The organism is Butyrivibrio sp. INlla16, assembly GCF_900104155.1.
Lineage (GTDB): Bacteria > Bacillota > Clostridia > Lachnospirales > Lachnospiraceae > Butyrivibrio.
Window position 1 is genome coordinate 83,052 of record NZ_FMYB01000012.1, and the last position, 17,637, is coordinate 100,688.

The 17,637-nt window shown below is 44.5% G+C and carries 15 protein-coding genes; 3 read left to right on the forward strand and 12 right to left on the reverse strand.

Features of this window, described 5'->3' with window-relative positions:
- Window positions 1–3: 3 nt before the first annotated feature.
- From rpoD to BLR42_RS07885, 6 genes are all read right to left on the reverse strand, one after another.
- The gene (gene rpoD, locus BLR42_RS07860) at window positions 4–1,215 is read right to left on the reverse strand and encodes an RNA polymerase sigma factor RpoD (protein ID WP_091868081.1); all 1,212 of its coding nucleotides are present in this window, start codon (window positions 1,213–1,215) and stop codon (window positions 4–6) included.
- A gap of 490 nt (window positions 1,216–1,705) precedes the next feature.
- Window positions 1,706–3,484 (reverse strand): DNA primase, encoded by a 1,779-nt coding sequence (gene dnaG / locus BLR42_RS07865; RefSeq protein WP_022760771.1) that lies wholly within the window; start codon window positions 3,482–3,484, stop codon window positions 1,706–1,708.
- 15 nt (window positions 3,485–3,499) lie between these two features.
- Window positions 3,500–4,504 (reverse strand): deoxyguanosinetriphosphate triphosphohydrolase, encoded by a 1,005-nt coding sequence (locus BLR42_RS07870; protein WP_091868055.1) that lies wholly within the window; start codon window positions 4,502–4,504, stop codon window positions 3,500–3,502.
- A gap of 117 nt (window positions 4,505–4,621) precedes the next feature.
- Window positions 4,622–4,924: a hypothetical protein gene (locus tag BLR42_RS07875; RefSeq protein WP_026499190.1), complete on the reverse strand. Its 303-nt coding sequence runs from the start codon at window positions 4,922–4,924 to the stop codon at window positions 4,622–4,624.
- A 55-nt stretch (window positions 4,925–4,979) separates the two neighbouring features.
- Entirely contained in the window at window positions 4,980–5,525 is a 546-nt protein-coding gene (locus tag BLR42_RS07880; RefSeq protein ID WP_022760774.1) for a DUF6465 family protein, read from the reverse strand.
- Between the two features lie 30 nt (window positions 5,526–5,555).
- Complete coding sequence (locus BLR42_RS07885) at window positions 5,556–5,966, reverse strand: hypothetical protein (protein WP_022760775.1); 411 nt, start codon at window positions 5,964–5,966, stop codon at window positions 5,556–5,558.
- Between the two features lie 290 nt (window positions 5,967–6,256).
- Between BLR42_RS07885 and BLR42_RS07890 the strand changes: the two genes are divergently transcribed.
- Both BLR42_RS07890 and BLR42_RS07895 read left to right on the forward strand, forming a co-directional pair.
- Window positions 6,257–8,254, forward strand: coding sequence for a methyl-accepting chemotaxis protein (locus BLR42_RS07890; RefSeq protein WP_091868057.1), 1,998 nt, complete (start codon window positions 6,257–6,259; stop codon window positions 8,252–8,254).
- A 14-nt stretch (window positions 8,255–8,268) separates the two neighbouring features.
- On the forward strand, window positions 8,269–9,264 hold the full coding sequence (locus BLR42_RS07895; protein WP_170832683.1) for a substrate-binding domain-containing protein: 996 nt from the start codon (window positions 8,269–8,271) through the stop codon (window positions 9,262–9,264).
- A 106-nt stretch (window positions 9,265–9,370) separates the two neighbouring features.
- Here BLR42_RS07895 and BLR42_RS07900 read toward each other — a convergent pair whose 3' ends face one another.
- Window positions 9,371–9,943: a thymidine kinase gene (locus BLR42_RS07900; RefSeq protein WP_091821648.1), complete on the reverse strand. Its 573-nt coding sequence runs from the start codon at window positions 9,941–9,943 to the stop codon at window positions 9,371–9,373.
- Between the two features lie 158 nt (window positions 9,944–10,101).
- Here BLR42_RS07900 and BLR42_RS07905 point away from each other — a divergent pair, with 158 nt between their 5' ends.
- Window positions 10,102–10,761: a hypothetical protein gene (locus BLR42_RS07905; RefSeq protein WP_091821651.1), complete on the forward strand. Its 660-nt coding sequence runs from the start codon at window positions 10,102–10,104 to the stop codon at window positions 10,759–10,761.
- A 116-nt stretch (window positions 10,762–10,877) separates the two neighbouring features.
- Here BLR42_RS07905 and BLR42_RS07910 read toward each other — a convergent pair whose 3' ends face one another.
- The 5 genes from BLR42_RS07910 to BLR42_RS07930 form a co-directional block, all read right to left on the reverse strand.
- Complete coding sequence (locus tag BLR42_RS07910) at window positions 10,878–12,797, reverse strand: diguanylate cyclase domain-containing protein (protein ID WP_091868062.1); 1,920 nt, start codon at window positions 12,795–12,797, stop codon at window positions 10,878–10,880.
- Between the two features lie 10 nt (window positions 12,798–12,807).
- Window positions 12,808–14,448, reverse strand: coding sequence for a DUF6020 family protein (locus tag BLR42_RS07915; RefSeq protein ID WP_091868064.1), 1,641 nt, complete (start codon window positions 14,446–14,448; stop codon window positions 12,808–12,810).
- A gap of 19 nt (window positions 14,449–14,467) precedes the next feature.
- Window positions 14,468–15,784, reverse strand: a complete 1,317-nt coding sequence (hflX, locus tag BLR42_RS07920) for a GTPase HflX (RefSeq protein ID WP_242879265.1) — start codon at window positions 15,782–15,784, stop codon at window positions 14,468–14,470.
- A 111-nt stretch (window positions 15,785–15,895) separates the two neighbouring features.
- Window positions 15,896–17,269, reverse strand: coding sequence for a leucine-rich repeat protein (locus BLR42_RS07925; RefSeq protein ID WP_207648526.1), 1,374 nt, complete (start codon window positions 17,267–17,269; stop codon window positions 15,896–15,898).
- Between the two features lie 89 nt (window positions 17,270–17,358).
- Window positions 17,359–17,637 (reverse strand): transposase (locus BLR42_RS07930; RefSeq protein ID WP_139165127.1); only part of this gene is annotated, 279 nt, incomplete at its 5' end.

A 17,637-nucleotide genomic window follows, 5' to 3' on the forward strand; every position in this document is an offset into this window, starting at 1 on the left:
GTGTTAATCCAGATAATCCTTAAGTTTTCTGCTGCGGCTGGGATGACGAAGTTTACGGAGCGCTTTTGCTTCGATCTGCCTGATACGCTCACGTGTTACGTTGAATTCCTTGCCGACTTCTTCAAGAGTTCTTGCTCTTCCGTCATCAAGACCGAAACGGAGGCGAAGTACCTTCTGCTCACGCTCTGTAAGGGTTCCGAGAACCTCAACGAGCTGCTCCTTGAGGAGTGTGAAGGCTGCTGCATCAGCGGGTACGGGAACGTTATCATCCTGGATGAAATCACCAAGATGTGAATCTTCCTCTTCGCCGATAGGAGTCTCAAGTGATACGGGCTCCTGTGAAATCTTTAAGATCTCACGCACACGCTCTACCGGAATGCCCATCTCCTTGGCAATCTCCTCGGGAGTGGGTTCGCGGCCGAGTTCCTGAAGTAACTGTCTGCTGATACGGATAAGCTTGTTGATAGTCTCAACCATATGTACAGGGATACGGATAGTTCTGGCCTGATCGGCGATCGCACGTGTGATAGCCTGACGGATCCACCATGTAGCGTATGTGGAGAACTTGAATCCCTTACGGAAATCGAACTTTTCAACTGCCTTGATAAGACCGAGGTTACCCTCCTGAATAAGGTCAAGGAAAAGCATTCCTCTTCCGACATATCTCTTTGCAATACTTACAACAAGTCTGAGGTTAGCTTCTGCAAGGCGCTTCTTTGCCTCATTTCCCATAAAGGAAATGCTCTTAAGTTCCTTCTCATCCTTGTCCTTAACTCGCTCGTAGGCTTCCTGTTCTTCCTCTTTGACATCTACCTTATCGGCGCCGCCGGCTTCCATGATACGCTCTGCCATCATACCGTCTTCCATCTGCTGCGCAAGATTGATCTCCTGGTCAGCTGTAAGAAGCGGAACCTTACCGATTTCCTTAAGGTACATACGAACCGGATCCTCGATGCTGATTCCGTCCGGAACCGACAGGTCGATATTTTCCATATCAACCTCTTCCTCATCACCGAGTACCACACCGTCATCATCGGGAATATCAACATCCACATCATCTTCCATTCTGATAATGTCGATTCCTGCAGCCTCAAGCTGCTCAAGAACTCTGTCGAGGTTGTCCTCATCCAGATTAAGATCTCTTAAGAAATCACTAATCTCGTTGTAGTCGAGAGTGTTCTGCTTCTTTTTGCCAAGAGCGAGAAGTTCTCTGATTTTCTGTAAAAACTTCTCTCTGGTCTCATCATCGAGACCCTCACTACTCTGTTCGCCCTTAGCGCTTGTATCTTCCTTTTCTTTAGCTGCCTTCTTTGAAACGGGAGCTGCTTTCTCGGCCTTCTTTGCAGGTTCTTTTTTAGCCGTCTCTTTTTTAGCTGTTTCCTTCTTATCGGCAGGCTTTTCAGCAGCCTTCTTTGCAGGCTCCTTTTTAGCAGACTCTTTCTTTACTGTCTCTTTCTTCTCAGCAGCCTTCTCGGTAGTCTTCTTTGCAGGCTCCTTCTTTGCTGCTTCTTTCTTTGCAGTTTCCTTCTTTGCTGTCTCTTTTTTAGCAGTTTCTTTCTTTGCTGTCTCTTCCTTAGCTGCCTTCTTTGCAGTTTCCTTCTTTTCTGCAGTCTTTGCGACTGTCTTCTTTGCTTTATCCTTGTCAGCTGCCTTGCCGGTCACTTTCTTATCTGCCACTACGTTACCCATCCTTTCAACTATTATCTCATGCCTTCAAAACGATCTTCGTTCTCGACAATTCCTCCAGCATACGTTTGCCTTCGAGAGTGTAATTCCACCTCTCCGGAGCATCTGCCTCCATATCCGACAGTGTTTTTTCATAGCCGGATTTTTTTATGTCATAGAGAATGTCATGCATAGCCTTTTCACGTTCATCTTTTGTATCCACCTTAACAAGGTTAGTGTTGAAAAGCTCTGCGACCTCTCTTTGCTCCTCTTCATCGGTAAAATGGTTCATGACCTTCGCCGGATCAAAACTTCCGTCATCCAGTCCCTTCCACATTTCATCCGCGATGCTGCGGTACATCTCATCTGCAAAATCTTTTGGACCTATCCATTTCTTTACTGCCGAAAAAACTTCAGGCTCATCTGCAAGCCATGTTATAAGAAGTCTTTGCGGTTTTCTCGATGGATCCTCCTTCGGAGTGTTATACTGCTTAGGCGTTTTCGGTCTCTCTGAAGACTTCACAATACCGCCCTCGGCAGCGAGTCCCGCCACCAGTTTATGCAAATCATCAGCACTTATCATATAGCGCTGTGCTACCGCCTCAAGGTAATTCTCACGCTCCACTGCCTCGGTAAACTCACAGAGTTTTTTTCCTATATATCTGTGAAACTCTGTCTTCTCGGCCGGATCGCTCATATCAAACTCTTTTTCTTTTACTGCTATTTCAAAGAAAAACGGATTTTCAGCCTTTTTGATTCTCTCCTCAAAGGCTTCCCTTCCTTCATTTTTTATGAATTCATCGGGATCTTTGTAGGGCTTTAAGTTGAGTACTTTTCCCTTTAATCCCGCACCCTTTAATATCTCTATTCCTCGAAGTGCGGCGCTCGTTCCCGCTCCGTCACTGTCGTAGGACAATATAACCAGATCCGTGTAACGCTTTAAAAGACTTGCCTGCTGGGATGTGAACGCCGTTCCAAGTGAAGCAACCGCCATATTAAATCCGGCCTGATGCATCGCTATGACATCCATGTATCCCTCGCAGATTATGATGTAACCTGCCCTGGCATTTTTTGCATAATTAAGTCCGAAAAGGTTTCGGCTCTTATCGAAAATCATGGTCTCCGGAGAGTTCAGGTACTTGGGTTTGCCATCTCCCATCACTCGTCCGCCGAAGCCTATGACCTTTGAGTTTGCATCTAAAATCGGAAACATCACACGGTTCCAGAACTTATCGTGCGTTCCGTACTTTTCATCGTGTGAGGCGAGCCCCGCGTCAATTATCTGGGAGTCGCTGTAGCCCTTGCTCTTTAAATACTTCACGAGGTCGTCGCTCGTGACATTGGAATACCCCAGCCCGAACTTTTTGATGGTCTCGTCGGAAAGAGCTCTATCCTTAAAGTATTTAAGGCCTTTCTCACCGGCCGGAGATTTCAGCTGATATACATAATATTTGGCAGCTTCCTTGTTTATCTCCAGGAGAGTCTGGCGTTTGTCACGCATCCTCTTCGCTTCCGGGGATTCATCCTCCTCAGGAAGCTTAACACCGGCTCTCTCTGCCAGCGTCTTCATGGCTTCTCCGAATGTTAAGTTGTCGTATTTCATCAAAAATGAAAAGACGTTTCCACCCACTCTGCAGCCGAAGCAGTAAAACATCTGCTTCCCCGGCGACACGCTGAAGGATGGCGACTTTTCATTATGAAAAGGGCACAGTCCCACGTAGTTGGCACCTGCTCGTTTAAGGCTTACATACTGACCTATAACGTCGACGATGTCGTTGCGGGATCTGACCTCTTCTATGATTTCGTCAGAATATCTCATGTTGTTGTCCTAAATCTATAGTACGTTCCAGCTCTTGGGTACGAAGTACTCCTGGAACCTTGCAATCGCAAAACGGTCTGTCATCGAGCTTATGTAGTCACAGACAAGCTTTTCTTTTGGCTGTGAATCCATGAGTTTTTTCAGGTAATCCGGCAGAAGATCTTCATGATCCATGTAGTACTGATAAAGTATCTTCACAAGATTCTCGGCCTTCCCCTCCTGGTTCTTGGCCTTCGGATTGGTATAAACGCTCTTAAACATGAAAGCTCGAAGCGCCATAAGGGCTTCATGAACTTCCTCCGACATGAGGATGTCGTTGTGATTGGTGCTGGCCTCCACAATGTCATGGATAAAGGTGTCTAGCCACTCGCGGTTACTGTGTCCGATTACTTTTGAAATATTCTCAGGCACATCGGATTCCTTAAGAATGCCTCCGCGGATAGCGTCATCCATGTCATGGTGGATGTAAGCAATCTTATCTGAAAGACGTACCACTCTTCCCTCAAGAGTTACGGGAGTCGTGTCCATCTCATGATTGATAATTCCATCCCTTACTTCAAAAGTAAGGTTGAGTCCCTGTCCGTCCTTCTCCAAAAGTTCCACTGTTCGAAGGCTCTGCTCGTTATGTTTAAAGCCATAGGGACATATCTCATTGAGTGCCCGTTCTCCGGCATGACCGAAAGGTGTGTGTCCAAGGTCGTGTCCAAAAGCAATCGCCTCTGCCAGGTCCTCATTGAGTTTGAGCGCTCTCGCAATAGTTCTGGCATTCTGGGCAACCTCAAGCGTATGGGTCATTCTGGTTCTGTAATGATCGCCGTCCGGCGTCAGGAAAACCTGTGTCTTATCCTTTAGTCGCCTAAAAGATTTGGAATATAGGATTCTGTCCCTGTCCCTCTGGAAGCAAGGTCTGATATCACAGGGTTCCTCCTCCGTGTTCCTCCCCCTGGAATTCATGCTAAGGGTAGCATACGGACTTAGGTTCAGTCTTTCTCTGTTTTCTAAGCTTTCACGTATTTTCATACACACTCCAGTCTGGTACCAAGCCTGAAATCTTGGATTATCCCGGAAAAACTCCTCACTTTAGTAATATTCTGCGGGAATTCTGTATTTCCTTTTAAATTTATGAAAAAAATTGATTTACCACTCATTCGACTCGTATTGTTCGTTTATCCAGGCGATGGCAGCGTCGAAGCCTTCCTCTGTAATCTCGAACTTTTCAGAGATTTTCTTTTCATCCTCAGTGTCGTGATAGCTGTAGGGCTCGGGCCAGACCGTGGCCATAAGACGGGATTCCGGATTTCTTTGCTCCACAGGTGTGAAAACCACGTTTTCAAGCGGTTCTCTGGCAAGACGGTAACGCATTCCTTTGTAGCTTCCAAAGAATGCTTCGCCGTATTCATAGTGCTTTAGATTAAAAAATACTTTCTTTTCAATAGCCATAAGTGCTCCAATGATTTCACCTGGCTTGAATACTCTCGCCAGGTGATCTTTTCTTTTAATATGTAAATTTTCCTGTGTCTTTGTGGTTAACCACATAGTAGGCAGCATTTTCCTCGGGCTTTAAGTAAATCTGAAGCTCCTTGATGTCAGATGCCTTGTGGCCTAAAGATATGTACTGCTCACGAATCTTATCAGCAATATCCTGAGTTCTTACTTCGTAGTCCTGATACTGGATAAAGAACTCTGTCTTGGTGCTCTTCTTGGCAGCTGTCTCAGTGATATCCTTAGTTGCTGCCTTGACCGCATCCGCAGCCTTCTCACTCTGCTCCTTAATTGCCTTTGTTGCGGGAGCAGTTCTCTTCTTTACTTCCTTTATTACAGGATCTGCTTTTTCCATAACGTCTTTGATTACAGGATCAGCCTTTTCCTTTACATCCTTGATCACGGGAGCGCTCTTCTCCTTAACCTCGTCAAGCATCGGCTCAGCCTTCTCCCTTGCCTTCTCGATGTAGGGCTCTACCTTTTCAACATAGGGCTTTGCAGCCTCCTGTACATCCTTAGCAATATCCTTGAGTTTATCTGTAGTCTTCTTTGTTGCCATTTCTCATACCCTCCTAAGTTAGTTTATAGATTATCTGAATTTGTTCATAAAATTGGCTAAAGGTCCGATCGCATCCTGAAGATCCTTAATACCCTGATTCAGGCCGTCGAAATCAATGTTTGCCATTTTATCAAGAGACTCTGTCAACTTATCACCGTTATCATTCAAAATCGAATTCATGTTATCACCGGTGGACTTAAGTGACTCGGCCATCTTATCAATATTATCTATTGTGGCTTCTGCCTTGCCAATAGTCTCGTAAACAGAAGTCGCTGCCGTCTCAACCTTATCCAGAGTGCTTACGACTCTGGGAACAATTGCAAAAATCGAAATACCCACTGCAACCAGTATCACCAGAACGCAAACAGTTCTGATTTTCTGAAGTTTAAGGCTCTTATTAGAATTGTCCAGTAATTTCTGCATCACTTCATCATTACCCATATTTAATTGCCCCCTATCTCTACTTAGCGCAATTAGCGCTGATTTACATAAAAGTATATGCTTTTATGGCTAATTTTACAATGAAAACACGTCAAAAACCATGAAAGTACATCATTTTAGTTTGTTCTTTTTTCCGTAATATTTTATGCAAATTTAAGAATATAAAAAGAGTCTTTTTATAGGAATATGATACGTTTATTAATGATAAATAGGATTGCCATATCATCGAAATAATTAAGCGCAATTTTTTATCAAATAACAGTTATTTCCTTTTTACTAAGGAGGACATTATGAGTGACAAGCCCACAAAAATCCGCAAAACCGGAAAGATAAGGAACAAGCTTCTGTTATACATCGTTCCTATCGTAGTAATCATGATCATCATTCTTATCGCCATCGCTTCTACCATGTCCAAAAAGCGTATGACCGAGCTTGCAACGTCCAACCTGAATTCCTCAATTTCGAATCAGGCTGATAACATCGTTGCATGGCTAAATAAGAATCTGGAGTATTTCTCAACGGCAAAGCAGTCCATAGAAGCTGCAAACCCTGATGAAGCACAGCTCCAGACTATTTTAGATGGTTTTTATGGCTATAACAGTGATTCCCCTGAGGGACTGCGCATAGGAACTGCCGATGGCGCATATTATAAGGCCACCGAATCTACTCTGGAGGAAGCGAATCCCACTGAATCCACCTGGTATAAACAGGGTCTTTCAAGAGTTAATCTTCAGTACGGAACTTCCTATACAAACTCCCAGGGCAAGGATGTTATAAGTGCATCCGGTATCTTAAACATGGGCGACGAATCTATCAAGGTTATAGCAGCTGATGTTACCCTTGATAAAATCACCATTATCGTAAATTCAGGTGTCAAGATGGATAAGGCCAGTTCTTTCCTCGTAGACACAAATGATAATACGATTCTTGCTCACAGAGACACTGCTCTTGTATCCACTAAGATTGCGGAGGACAATGGTGATGTTCTTCTTGCCAACGTGGCAAAGGCAATTAACGCTGAAAACTATACAACGAAACAAATCGGTGACTATGTAGTTGCTTTCAAAACAATAACCGGAACTGATTGGGTACTTGTTTCATATATCGCACAGGATGTGATAATGGCCAGCATCAAAGAACTTGTAAATTACCTTGTAATTGCAGGTCTCATAGCAACCATTCTCATCACCATCATGATTCTCTATGTTGTCAGCAGAGTTATTGCTCCTCTTGCAGGCATCACCAAGAGTATCAACGCTATGAGTGAAGGTGACTTCACGATTGATGTCAAAGCAGAGAGTAATGATGAAATCGGTGCCATGGGCGGAAAGATCGCCGAATTCGTTGAGAGCATGAGACATATGCTATCAAGTATCAGCGAAGAGTCCGAAAAGCTTAAGGCAGAGTCCGAGGCTTCAGATTCCGTTTCAAGAAGCATGTTCGATGCATCCCAGTCACAGGCTGAGGCAATGCAGCAGCTGAACGACACCGTTGATCAGCTTGCTTTAGCTGTCGGCGATATTGCAAACAATGCTACCACTCTTGCAGCTGTTGTTGCCGACACCCGTGACAATTCTGTCAAGGCTGATGAGAGCATGAAGGAAACCGTAAAGATTTCCCAGAAGGGCCGCGAGGATATGGAAAAATTATCCCATGCCATGGATGGTATCCAGACCGCAAATACCAAACTTGTTGATTCCATCAACGAAGTCGGAAAGGCTTCCGAAGAAATTACAAATATTGTCAGCATGATCGGTGAAATTGCTGAAGAGACAAACCTGTTGTCACTCAATGCATCTATCGAGGCAGCAAGAGCAGGTGAAGCCGGAAAAGGCTTTGCTGTTGTAGCTACTCAAATCGGAAAGCTTGCTCAGACAAGTTCAGAGAGTGCAACCAATATCTCCAACCTGATTGAGGAAGTTCACAGACTTATCGATGAGGCTGTAGGCCAGGCTAATGCAAGTGCCGACAGCATTGAAGAAAACAGTGAGCTTATCCATGTAGCTGTAGAAACCTTCGATCAGATTTATGAGAACATACAAGCATCAAATGACTGCATAGAAGAAATGATCAGAGATGTTGAAAAGGTTGATGATGTAGCAACGAACGTAGCTGCCATTGCCGAAGAACAGGCAGCCAGCGCTGATGAGATACTGGCAACCTCAGAGAACATGGTTGTGGAAGCAAAGAACATTTCCAAGCACAGTGAAGATGTGGCAAACAACTCCCACGAGCTGGCAGGCACATCCGACACTCTTACTTCCCATGTTCAGAAGTTCAAGATTTAAGAGGAGGTCTTATCGTGAAGAAGAATTTTTATACTAAATTATTAAGTATTGCTGTAGTTCTTGTTCTTACGGCATCCACCCTGACAGGATGCGGAAAAGCTTCCTCCGGTGGCGGATCCGATGGATCCGGTGTGAAGGTGTTTTTCTCCACACTGACTCTTGATGATTTCAAAGAGCTTGTCCAGAACTCAGTAATTGAAGCAGGTGCAAAAAATGGCGTAACTGTAGATGTAGGAACCCCGTGCGCCACCGTGGATGAGCAGGTTCAGCAGTTCAGAGATGCTGCAGCAAAGGGCTACGATGCCATTATCTGCAATCCTGTAGATGCCGATACTGCACTTCAGCTTGAGGTTATAGCAGGTGATATTCCAATTCTGTTCACCAACACACAGCCCTCTGACGATTATCTCAAGCCCGACAAATACATGTATGTGGGTAGTTATGAGATTGATGCAGGAACCATGCAGGCCGAATATGTATGGAACACTCTCGGAAAACCGAAGAGCCTTAATGTAGTTCTTTTCCAGGGACAGCCCGGACACCCCGCTGCTACCAAGAGAACTCATGCGGTTAAAAAGTATTTCATTGATAATGGCGTAAACGTAAACTATGTATTCAACGATACAGCTTACTGGGATACTCAGAAGGCAGCCGATGGTTTCAAGACTTTCCTTAAAACTCAGCAACCCTATGACTGCGTAATCTGCAATAACGATTCAATGGCTATCGGCGTTGTTCAGGCGATGGACGAACTGGGTATTGATACCTCTGCTATTCCTGTTGTAGGTATTGATGCAACAACAGACGGTTGCGCTTCCATTATGAACGGAGGCATGCAGTTCACAGTTCTCCAGTCTGCATCCGGCCAAGGCGCAGCCTGCATCGAAGCAGCTATCGCTCTTGCAAAAAAAGGAACCACAAAGGATGTCGAGTACGTCACCGATGACCTTACCTATGTATGGGTTCCCTTCACACCTGTAGACAAATCTAACGCAGGGTCGATTAAGTAATCTTTTTATAAAATAATACGCCCCGACAATATATATTCATTCCAGCCCTCGTTGCACTTCGCGCATAATCGGTCTGGTCTGAACATATATTGCCGGGGCTTATGTTTTATATCGTGAGCTTTCCCTTCTTGAAGTGCTTGCGGCAAAGGGCGATGTAGCTTTCGTTGCCGCCCATGAATACCTGCTCGCCGTCACGTACGATCTTGCCATCGCATATTCTGGCATTGCAGGTTGCCTTCCTTCCGCACCAGCAGACGGTCTTGACCTCTTCTATCTTGTCTGCGATCTCCATAAGGCGTGCAGAACCCGGGAAAAATTTCTCCTGGAAGTCAGTGCGAAGTCCATAGCAGATAACGGGAACCTTATCAAAATCAACGATGTCCGAGAGCATGTCGACCTGCTCTGCAGTAAGGAACTGAGCCTCATCGACTATGATTGCATCGTATTTTTCTATCATCTTATGCTTTCTGTGGTATTCATCAAGGAAATCCTCCACAAGCATACACTCTGCCTGAAGACCGATTCTTGATCTTATGATTGTAGCTCCGTCTCTGTTCTCAAGGCCGGGCTTTAATATGATCGAGTTTTTACCTCTCTCATGATAATTGTAATTGACCATTAGCGCGTTGGCTGTCTTGGATGATCCCATCGCGCCGTATCTGAAATATAGCTGTGCCATTAACGTATCTCCTCCTGATTTTTCGGCGTGCCGCATCCCTATCTTACCATATTTTTCATCCTTTTTTTATAAAAAATACAGACCTCGGACATGTCACGTACACATGATTAAGCTAGATTATATGTAGGAAATTTCTTGCGAAAAGGAGGTCTCTTACTATGAAAATATTGAAATCTTTCATGGCAGCGATGATTATTTTTTTACTTTCAGCAAACACCGCCCTGGCAGCTGCAGCCACCGATAGCGATATGATTGACGCAACCTCTCCCGATGCCGATATTCAGGTAATGGAAACCTATGAGCACTCTTCTGAGTGGGGTTATAAGTACCTTATCGCCGTATGCCAAAACAATACAGATGAGGATCTTGAGGTATCCTGGGATACCGTTAGTTATGATGCAAACAATAATATTCTGGAAACAGGTTCATCCTACAGTTCCTACGTAGTAGGCAGGCAGTGGTTTGTGCTCTATGCCCTTTTCCTTGATTCTGATGATGCGGAAACTTACGATTACAAGATCAATATCGACAGTGCACAGTACATTGTTCCTGCACAAAAAGATGTAACCCTTGAGGCAGAAATGTCCAGCAACGGTAAGCTGATCATCCAGGCAACAAACAATAGCGACAAGGATATCAGTACCATCCAGGCAGCTACTTTGTTCTTCGATGAAGATCACAATATCGTAGGTTTCGAGGATTCCTATGTTGTAAACAGTAACTACAACGTAAAAGCCGGCGAAACAGTAGTGAACGATCTCACTCCTCCCGATGGCGCCGACACCTACGAAATCTACTACACAGCTTATCGGTATTGATACCCTAAACTCTATTGAATAATACGCCCCCGGGATATATGTATTCGTCCCCAGCCTCGTTGCGCTACGCGCATAATCGGCTGGTTCCGAACACATATATCCCGGGGCGGATTTTGCTACAGGGTTTCGTCCTGGTGGTGGAGGTCCTTCATTTCGTACATTTTTTTGTCGCTCTCGGCGAGACAGTCTTCCACACGGGTGGTTCGCTGCATCCTGGTGATGTACCAGCCCTGAGAAATACTCAGCTTGAAAGGGAAGGCTCCGGCTGCATTTTTTCTCTGCATACTGCTCTCAATCTTGGCTGCCACCTCCTCGGGTGAGGCCTTTGAAGCAGGGAATACCATGAGAAACTCATCGCCGCCGGTTCGCGCACAGATGCCGCTCTTGGGGCATTTCTTTTTTATTATCTTGGAAGCAGTTACTATAGCCATATCTCCTGCCTCGTGTCCAAGATTGTCGTTAATCTTCTTAAGGCCGTCGAGGTCGAGCGTCATGAATGCGATTTCTTCCTTAGATGCAATCCATTCCTTTGTATTCTTTGAAACCCACATCTCAAAACCGCGGCGGTTACTCATACCGGTCATGAAATCAGTAAGACTCTTCTGTTTTGTCTGCTCCAGAAGGTGTTTTAGCTCAGCTGAAATGAAATGCTTATTCAGGGCGAGCGATATTTTCAGAACCCAGTCAAAATAATACTGATCAACCGTATCCTTCATGGAATCGAACTCCGATGCCATAAATCCTATGCAATTATGGCTGTCGTGCAGCAGCGAAAAATATATGGTTTTGGGCTTATTCTTTTCATATACATCCACCATGAGCAGATTGTCTGTCCTGAAGGATTTGTTCTGTATCTCGAGCCTTTGTCCTTTGTTGTACGCAAAGATAGGGTGCACAACGTCCATAACATCCTCGGAAAAGGTTCTGCCACCGTTTTCGTTCTCCTCACCGGACAGGCATATATAAAGAGATTTATGCTTTACCACGAGATCAACGTTCCTCTGAATAGTATCAAGAAGTTCCTCCATTGTATTGCATCCGTCGAGGTCGATCTGGAACATTGTCTGGTTATGCGGCTGTCCCAGCAGGTGGCTCATTCTCTCATAGTACTGATTCAGCTGCTGCTGATAAGAAACCATTACCTCTTCACCGTAGCAGCCACAGCTCTCTCTGTACATAATCTTCGCGGGAACAGCTATAACATTCTTTATATACTGGTGGTTAATGAGCTTGTCAGCCACTTCCATGGTGCGCTCAGCCATGCCTTCGAGGTCTACGCTAACAGTGGTAAGTGTAGGATGGTATTCCACAGCTTCAGCTATATCGTCGACACCGGTTATCTTCAAATCCTCGGGAACCCGCACTCCATGCTCAATAGCTGCATTGCTCAGAGCTCTCGCCATATGGTCGTTAGCGCAGACTATTGCCTCCGGTATATGATCGGGGTCCTGGAAGAAATATCTGAAAGCTTCCTCACCTTTAAATCTCCACATATCGCCGTGGAAAACAAAGTTGTCATAGACAGGAAGCCCCTTGGCTTTCATTGTTTCAAGATACCTTTTAAGTCTCTCATCACTGTCGTAATGGTCCTCATAGCCCGCCATAAAAGCTATATTTTTACAGTGATGATAATCCGCAAGGTGATTGATTATATTGATAATTGCGTCATTTGCGTTACTTGAGATGCACAGAAAATCCTTGTATTTTTCCCTGAAGCTGATAACAGGACAGGTCGCTCTCGCCCTAATCTCATCCTCAAGTACCTGTCTGATGGACGGTCTGTCAAAAGTATCATAGGCAACAATTATGGCGTCCAGATGCTCTATCGGCGCAAACTTCATCATCTTTTCATTCATCTTGTTAAAATCGCTCTCGTCATCAATGACCTCGAACGTCATGAAGAAAAGAAGGTTATAGTCCATCTTCTTGGCGGCGCTTGATAGCGCATGGCAGAATTTTCTCTGAAATCTAACCTCAGAACAGTTAAAAAACACTCCTATATTTTTTCTTCCGCTTTTTGTAATTTCCGTATCCATAGTGCACCTCTTAATCCTTTAAAAGGGTCATGTATAAAAGTATCGGTGATGTGAAAATCATCGGCAATGCATATCTCGAATAAACCATAGGACTTACTATCAAAAAGAGCATATTCACCACAAAAGGAACAATGAACAAAAGGCTCTTTTTCTTATCGATAGATCGTTGTCTGTATACGCAGTATGCCGGAATCCAGAGCACATAAAGTGCGTGCTGGAATAAAATGCAAAGTCCTGGGAAGGATCTGATCCACTCGTAAATCTCCGTCATGGAGGTATAGACTCCCTCAGGATTCACATGGCGAATCTGCGCGAAAATCCCTTCATCCGTAGGTATATGGTCAAATATTCCGATGTCATACCCGGAGGCAAAGTACATTCCACAGATGGGGAGAGTTGCTCTAAAATATGCACCGGGATGCTTTAACCCCTGCCTAAGCCATAGCTTGTAATAATCGGAAAGTTCCTTCTTCGTCACATGCAGATTGTAGGTCGCCTTTATATTATCCGTCGTCTCAAAAGTGTAGTTGTTTACAAGAGTGTCGTAGTCCACCACCTTCGAGATGATCTCTATATCTTCCTCCGTCACCTCTTCTCCATAATCCCTCACGTATCTGGCGGTCTGCTGGAAAAGAGTTCCGAGAATCTCCTGCTTTCCACCGGGGAATATGTTGAAGATGGGATATATCAATTTAGGCAGTATTATCAGCATCAAAAGTGCTGAGGTAACAGATGCGATAATAGCAGTTTTCCGTTCCTCCCTCGCCCTGATAGCAAGAAAAATCCCGGTCAGAATAACAAAATATACACCTGTATTCTGAGTCAGAACCACCAGGATCGACAGAACTATCCACAGTATCCTCTCCTTTTTTGAAAAGACGTGCCCGTTTATCGCTATCTGCAGAAACATAAACACATACAAGACGATGAGTATCGAGTGAAGTGAATTCTTAAGCATGTTGCAGACGTAATACGGAATAGCCGGAAACAGTGCAATAAATGTAGTAATAACCCGCCTTGCCACGGGGCTCTTTTTATCTCCTCCGGTCCATGCCTTCTCTATCACATAGGAGAAAACAAGCGCTGCCAGTACCATCTGTAAGAGTATGTACAAAGTAAGGCCCACAGCCGGTTTTCCCATAAGGATACCGATTTTAATAAAACTTCCGAAAATCAGCGTCACAAACACGGGATGATGCGCATTGAAAAGTACCGTCACCTCTTCCTGGCCAGGTGCATAGCCAAACGGAACCGCAGATACCCCGTCTAGAAAATCCTTAATCTGGTTGACCGTGTCATAGTTCACAAGACCCGGAGCATAGATGATAAGGTAGGGAAGCCAGCACACGAAGAAAAGGATTGCTGCACCGAGCCATCTTTTCACGGAAAATGCTGTGTCATCTCCTGTCACGCTATGTCCGCTGTGCAGACGTATATAATCCATCAATGAGAAGAAAACAAATGCGGCGATAAATGAAACCAGAAAGTACGCCATCCATTTAAAATGCTCTATTGTGTTCCAGCCAAAGCATGCGTGCGAGAGCGTGGCCTGTATGCACACCGCATTTATAAAAGCAATCACGGCTGAGTATATTGATTTCCGGATAAGCCTGCCACCTGCCTGTATACTTATCCTTTTGTTAAACTCCATGTAGGTTCCCCTCTCACCTCTAAATTGCGTATTTCATGTACTGAATAGCCACCTTTTTTCCACACTTTGTTAAAAGTCTCGTGCCCTCTTCAAGGTATTCAGTCTCCAGAACTTCAGACCGCTTCGTAAGCTCGTGTAGAGCCGCGCCATCTGAATACGGGATCAAAAATTCACACTCCGCCTTCTCTCCCTCAAGGGTGCGCTCAATCAGTGTCACAAGTTCGTCGATTCCGATGCCATCCTCAGCAGCCATATAAATCCTGTCATCGCGGACATGCGGAATAGTCATGGAAGCATGCTCGGAATTGTCAATCACAAGATCCGCCTTGTTAAAGACGTAAATTATCGGCACCTTACCCGCACCAATCTCCCTGAGAGTGCGCTCGGTAACTTCCATATGATTCATGTAATCCGGATCTGAAAAATCTATGACCTCCAGCAAAAGATCTGCATAGACAGCCTCTGCCAGGGTTGATCTGAATGCCTTTACAAGAGTTGTCGGCAGTTCATCAATAAATCCAACAGTATCCGAAAGGAGAAAAGGTCTGTGTCCCGGAATGTCTATCCTTCTGACGGTGGTATCAAGCGTCGCAAATAGCATATCCTTTTGCATGACCTTTTTATCGGACACCTCTTCCACATGGCTCGAATCGAGCATAGCATTCATGAGCGTGGACTTGCCGGCATTGGTGTAGCCCACCAGCGATATTCTGGCGAGGTCAGCTGAGAGTCGCTTCGAACGCTGCGTGTTCCTCTCGCGCTCCACATTCTCAAGCTCTCGCCTAAGCTCGGCGCATCTGTGCTCAATCCTTCTTCTGTCAAGCTCAAGCTTCTTCTCTCCGGCACCCTTATTGGAAAGTCTGCCGCTGCCTCCGCCCTGACGGCTGAGCTCGGTTCTCATTCCGGCAAGCCTCGGGAGCATAAACTGAAGCTGTGCATATTCAACCTGCATTCTGGATTCTCTGGTCCTGGCTCTCTCAGCAAAAATCTGCAAAATCAGGCCTGTTCTATCTATGACCTCGGTATCGAGAATCCTCTCGAGGTTCCTTATCTGAATCGGTGAAAGCGTATCTCCGAAGATTACAATGTCCGCATCCTGCATGCCTATGAGGTTCTTAAGTTCCTCCACCTTACCGCTTCCGATGAACGTACTGCCCTCGGGATGAGGAAGTGTCTGTGTCACCGTAAAAACGGGCACAAGATCACAGGCCTCTGTCAAAGCCTTAAGTTCCTTCATTGATCTTTCGAATTTCGCTTCGTCTCTATTGTCGTAATTAAGTCCCACAAGGATTGCCCTGGGGACATCGTAGTTCAATTCTTCTTCTAAATTTACCACTCGTTTTATCCTATTTTGTCAGCTGTTTTCAGCAATACCAATCGCTTAAATTCCAAGTTTCATACATCATATCATTATACCACCAACCCTTATATTTTAAGCGATTTTTCATTACTTTTTGCCTTTAACTCTCTTTATTTTCACATTGTCGCTTATTCCCGACTTTTCGATAAGTTTAAGGTTTTTCTGATAGACTTTCTTGCTGACGTTCATCTTAATTGTACCCTTCTTCATAACCTTAAAAGCACCCTTACCGACCTTTTTAAGCTTACTTCTGATAGTAACAGTCTTTACCTTATTAGCACCTGTGAGAGCATTCTTATCAATAGTATTTACATTTTTACCCACATCAACAGCTGTAACCTTTTTGCACTTCTTCATGAAGCCCTTTTTAAGCCTTGTTACTTTGTAAGTTTTGCCGTCGGCTTTTACAGTGTCAGGTATGACAACTTTCTTGTTATTGACACTAACCTTCTTAAGGTCCAGTGTTCCACTCTTGGCAAGCTGATAATCATATTCTGAAATTGCTTTGTCTGCTTTATCATAAGTTGTTACTACGATTTCTATCGATCCCTTACTATCTTCCCTTACTTTCGTAACAGTTTTGGTTCCGTCGGGATTAATCACGGTATTATCGTCTGTTTGGGGTTTATCAGCTTCGCGCTGCTTTTCAAGATCTGTCTTGAGTTTAGAGACAATCGCTTCCAAAGCAGCAATATTCTCTGCTTCGGTCTTGGAATCATCGTATTCATATGCTTCTAATGCAGCCTTAGCATCAGCTATAAGTTTCTTTGATGCGTCGCTATCATCTGCTTTAGCAAGTGCTTCAACCTCTGCAATTTTGGCTATTTTTGCAGCTTTTATCCTCTCTGCCGGCAGCTTTTGCTTTAATTCATTTATAATCACCTGCAGAGCCGCTTTATTATTATCTAATGTTTTATCTTCGTCATAGAAATAGGATTCCAGAGCTGTCTTTGCATCGGCAATAAGCTTCTTACATTCATCATTATCACCTGATTTAGCAAATCCCTCTACTTCCGCGATTTTAGCAGCTCTTTCTCTCTCGAATGAAAGATCTCTCTTTAATCTGTCTTCAATCTCATCTAATACTGCCGTATTTTGCTCTTGGGTCATTTCGTCTTCATAAACATATTCATCAATTTCATCTTTTGCATCCGCTATCAAATTGCGGCATACTGCATTATCATCTGCCTTGGCAAGCATGTCCACATCTGCAATTTTAGCGGTTTTTACCGTTTCGAAAGCAGCCCCTGCTGCAGACCAATATGTGTATGTATATGTCGTACCGGATCTGATTACTGTTGTTGTATCAGGTATCTTGCTCCATCTACCGGGTGAATAGCCCGCATTCGGCATTGTTCCTGCCTCGGGAATCTTATCATAAGGCAATCTGAACTGTGTAGTTGGGCCAACTTTTACAACCTTGGTAGCATCAGTGCCATCATCCCATTTTCCGTTTTTCACTACAAAGTACACATTATAAGCAGCATAAAAAGGCTCTTCTGGCATGAGTGTGGTTAGTTAAATACGCTGAAGTCCTCATGCCATGCGGCTTAAGCGTACTTTACACGGTTGCGATTTGGTAACGGTATTTTCAGGTCAGAACAGTATAGCAAAACCATATCGATCATACTGTCTACGTCCCTGAATCCATACGCCTTCCGGATAAGCAATTTTATCTTGTTGTTGGTTGCCTCAATGCGGGCATTGGTCACACCAAGCTCGATAGTGTTAAGGATATGATCCTTGTGGCGCATGATCTTTCTCTGCAGCTCCACAAACACCGGGATCCTACAGTGCCTTGCCCATTTGACCCATGCGATAAGTTCGCT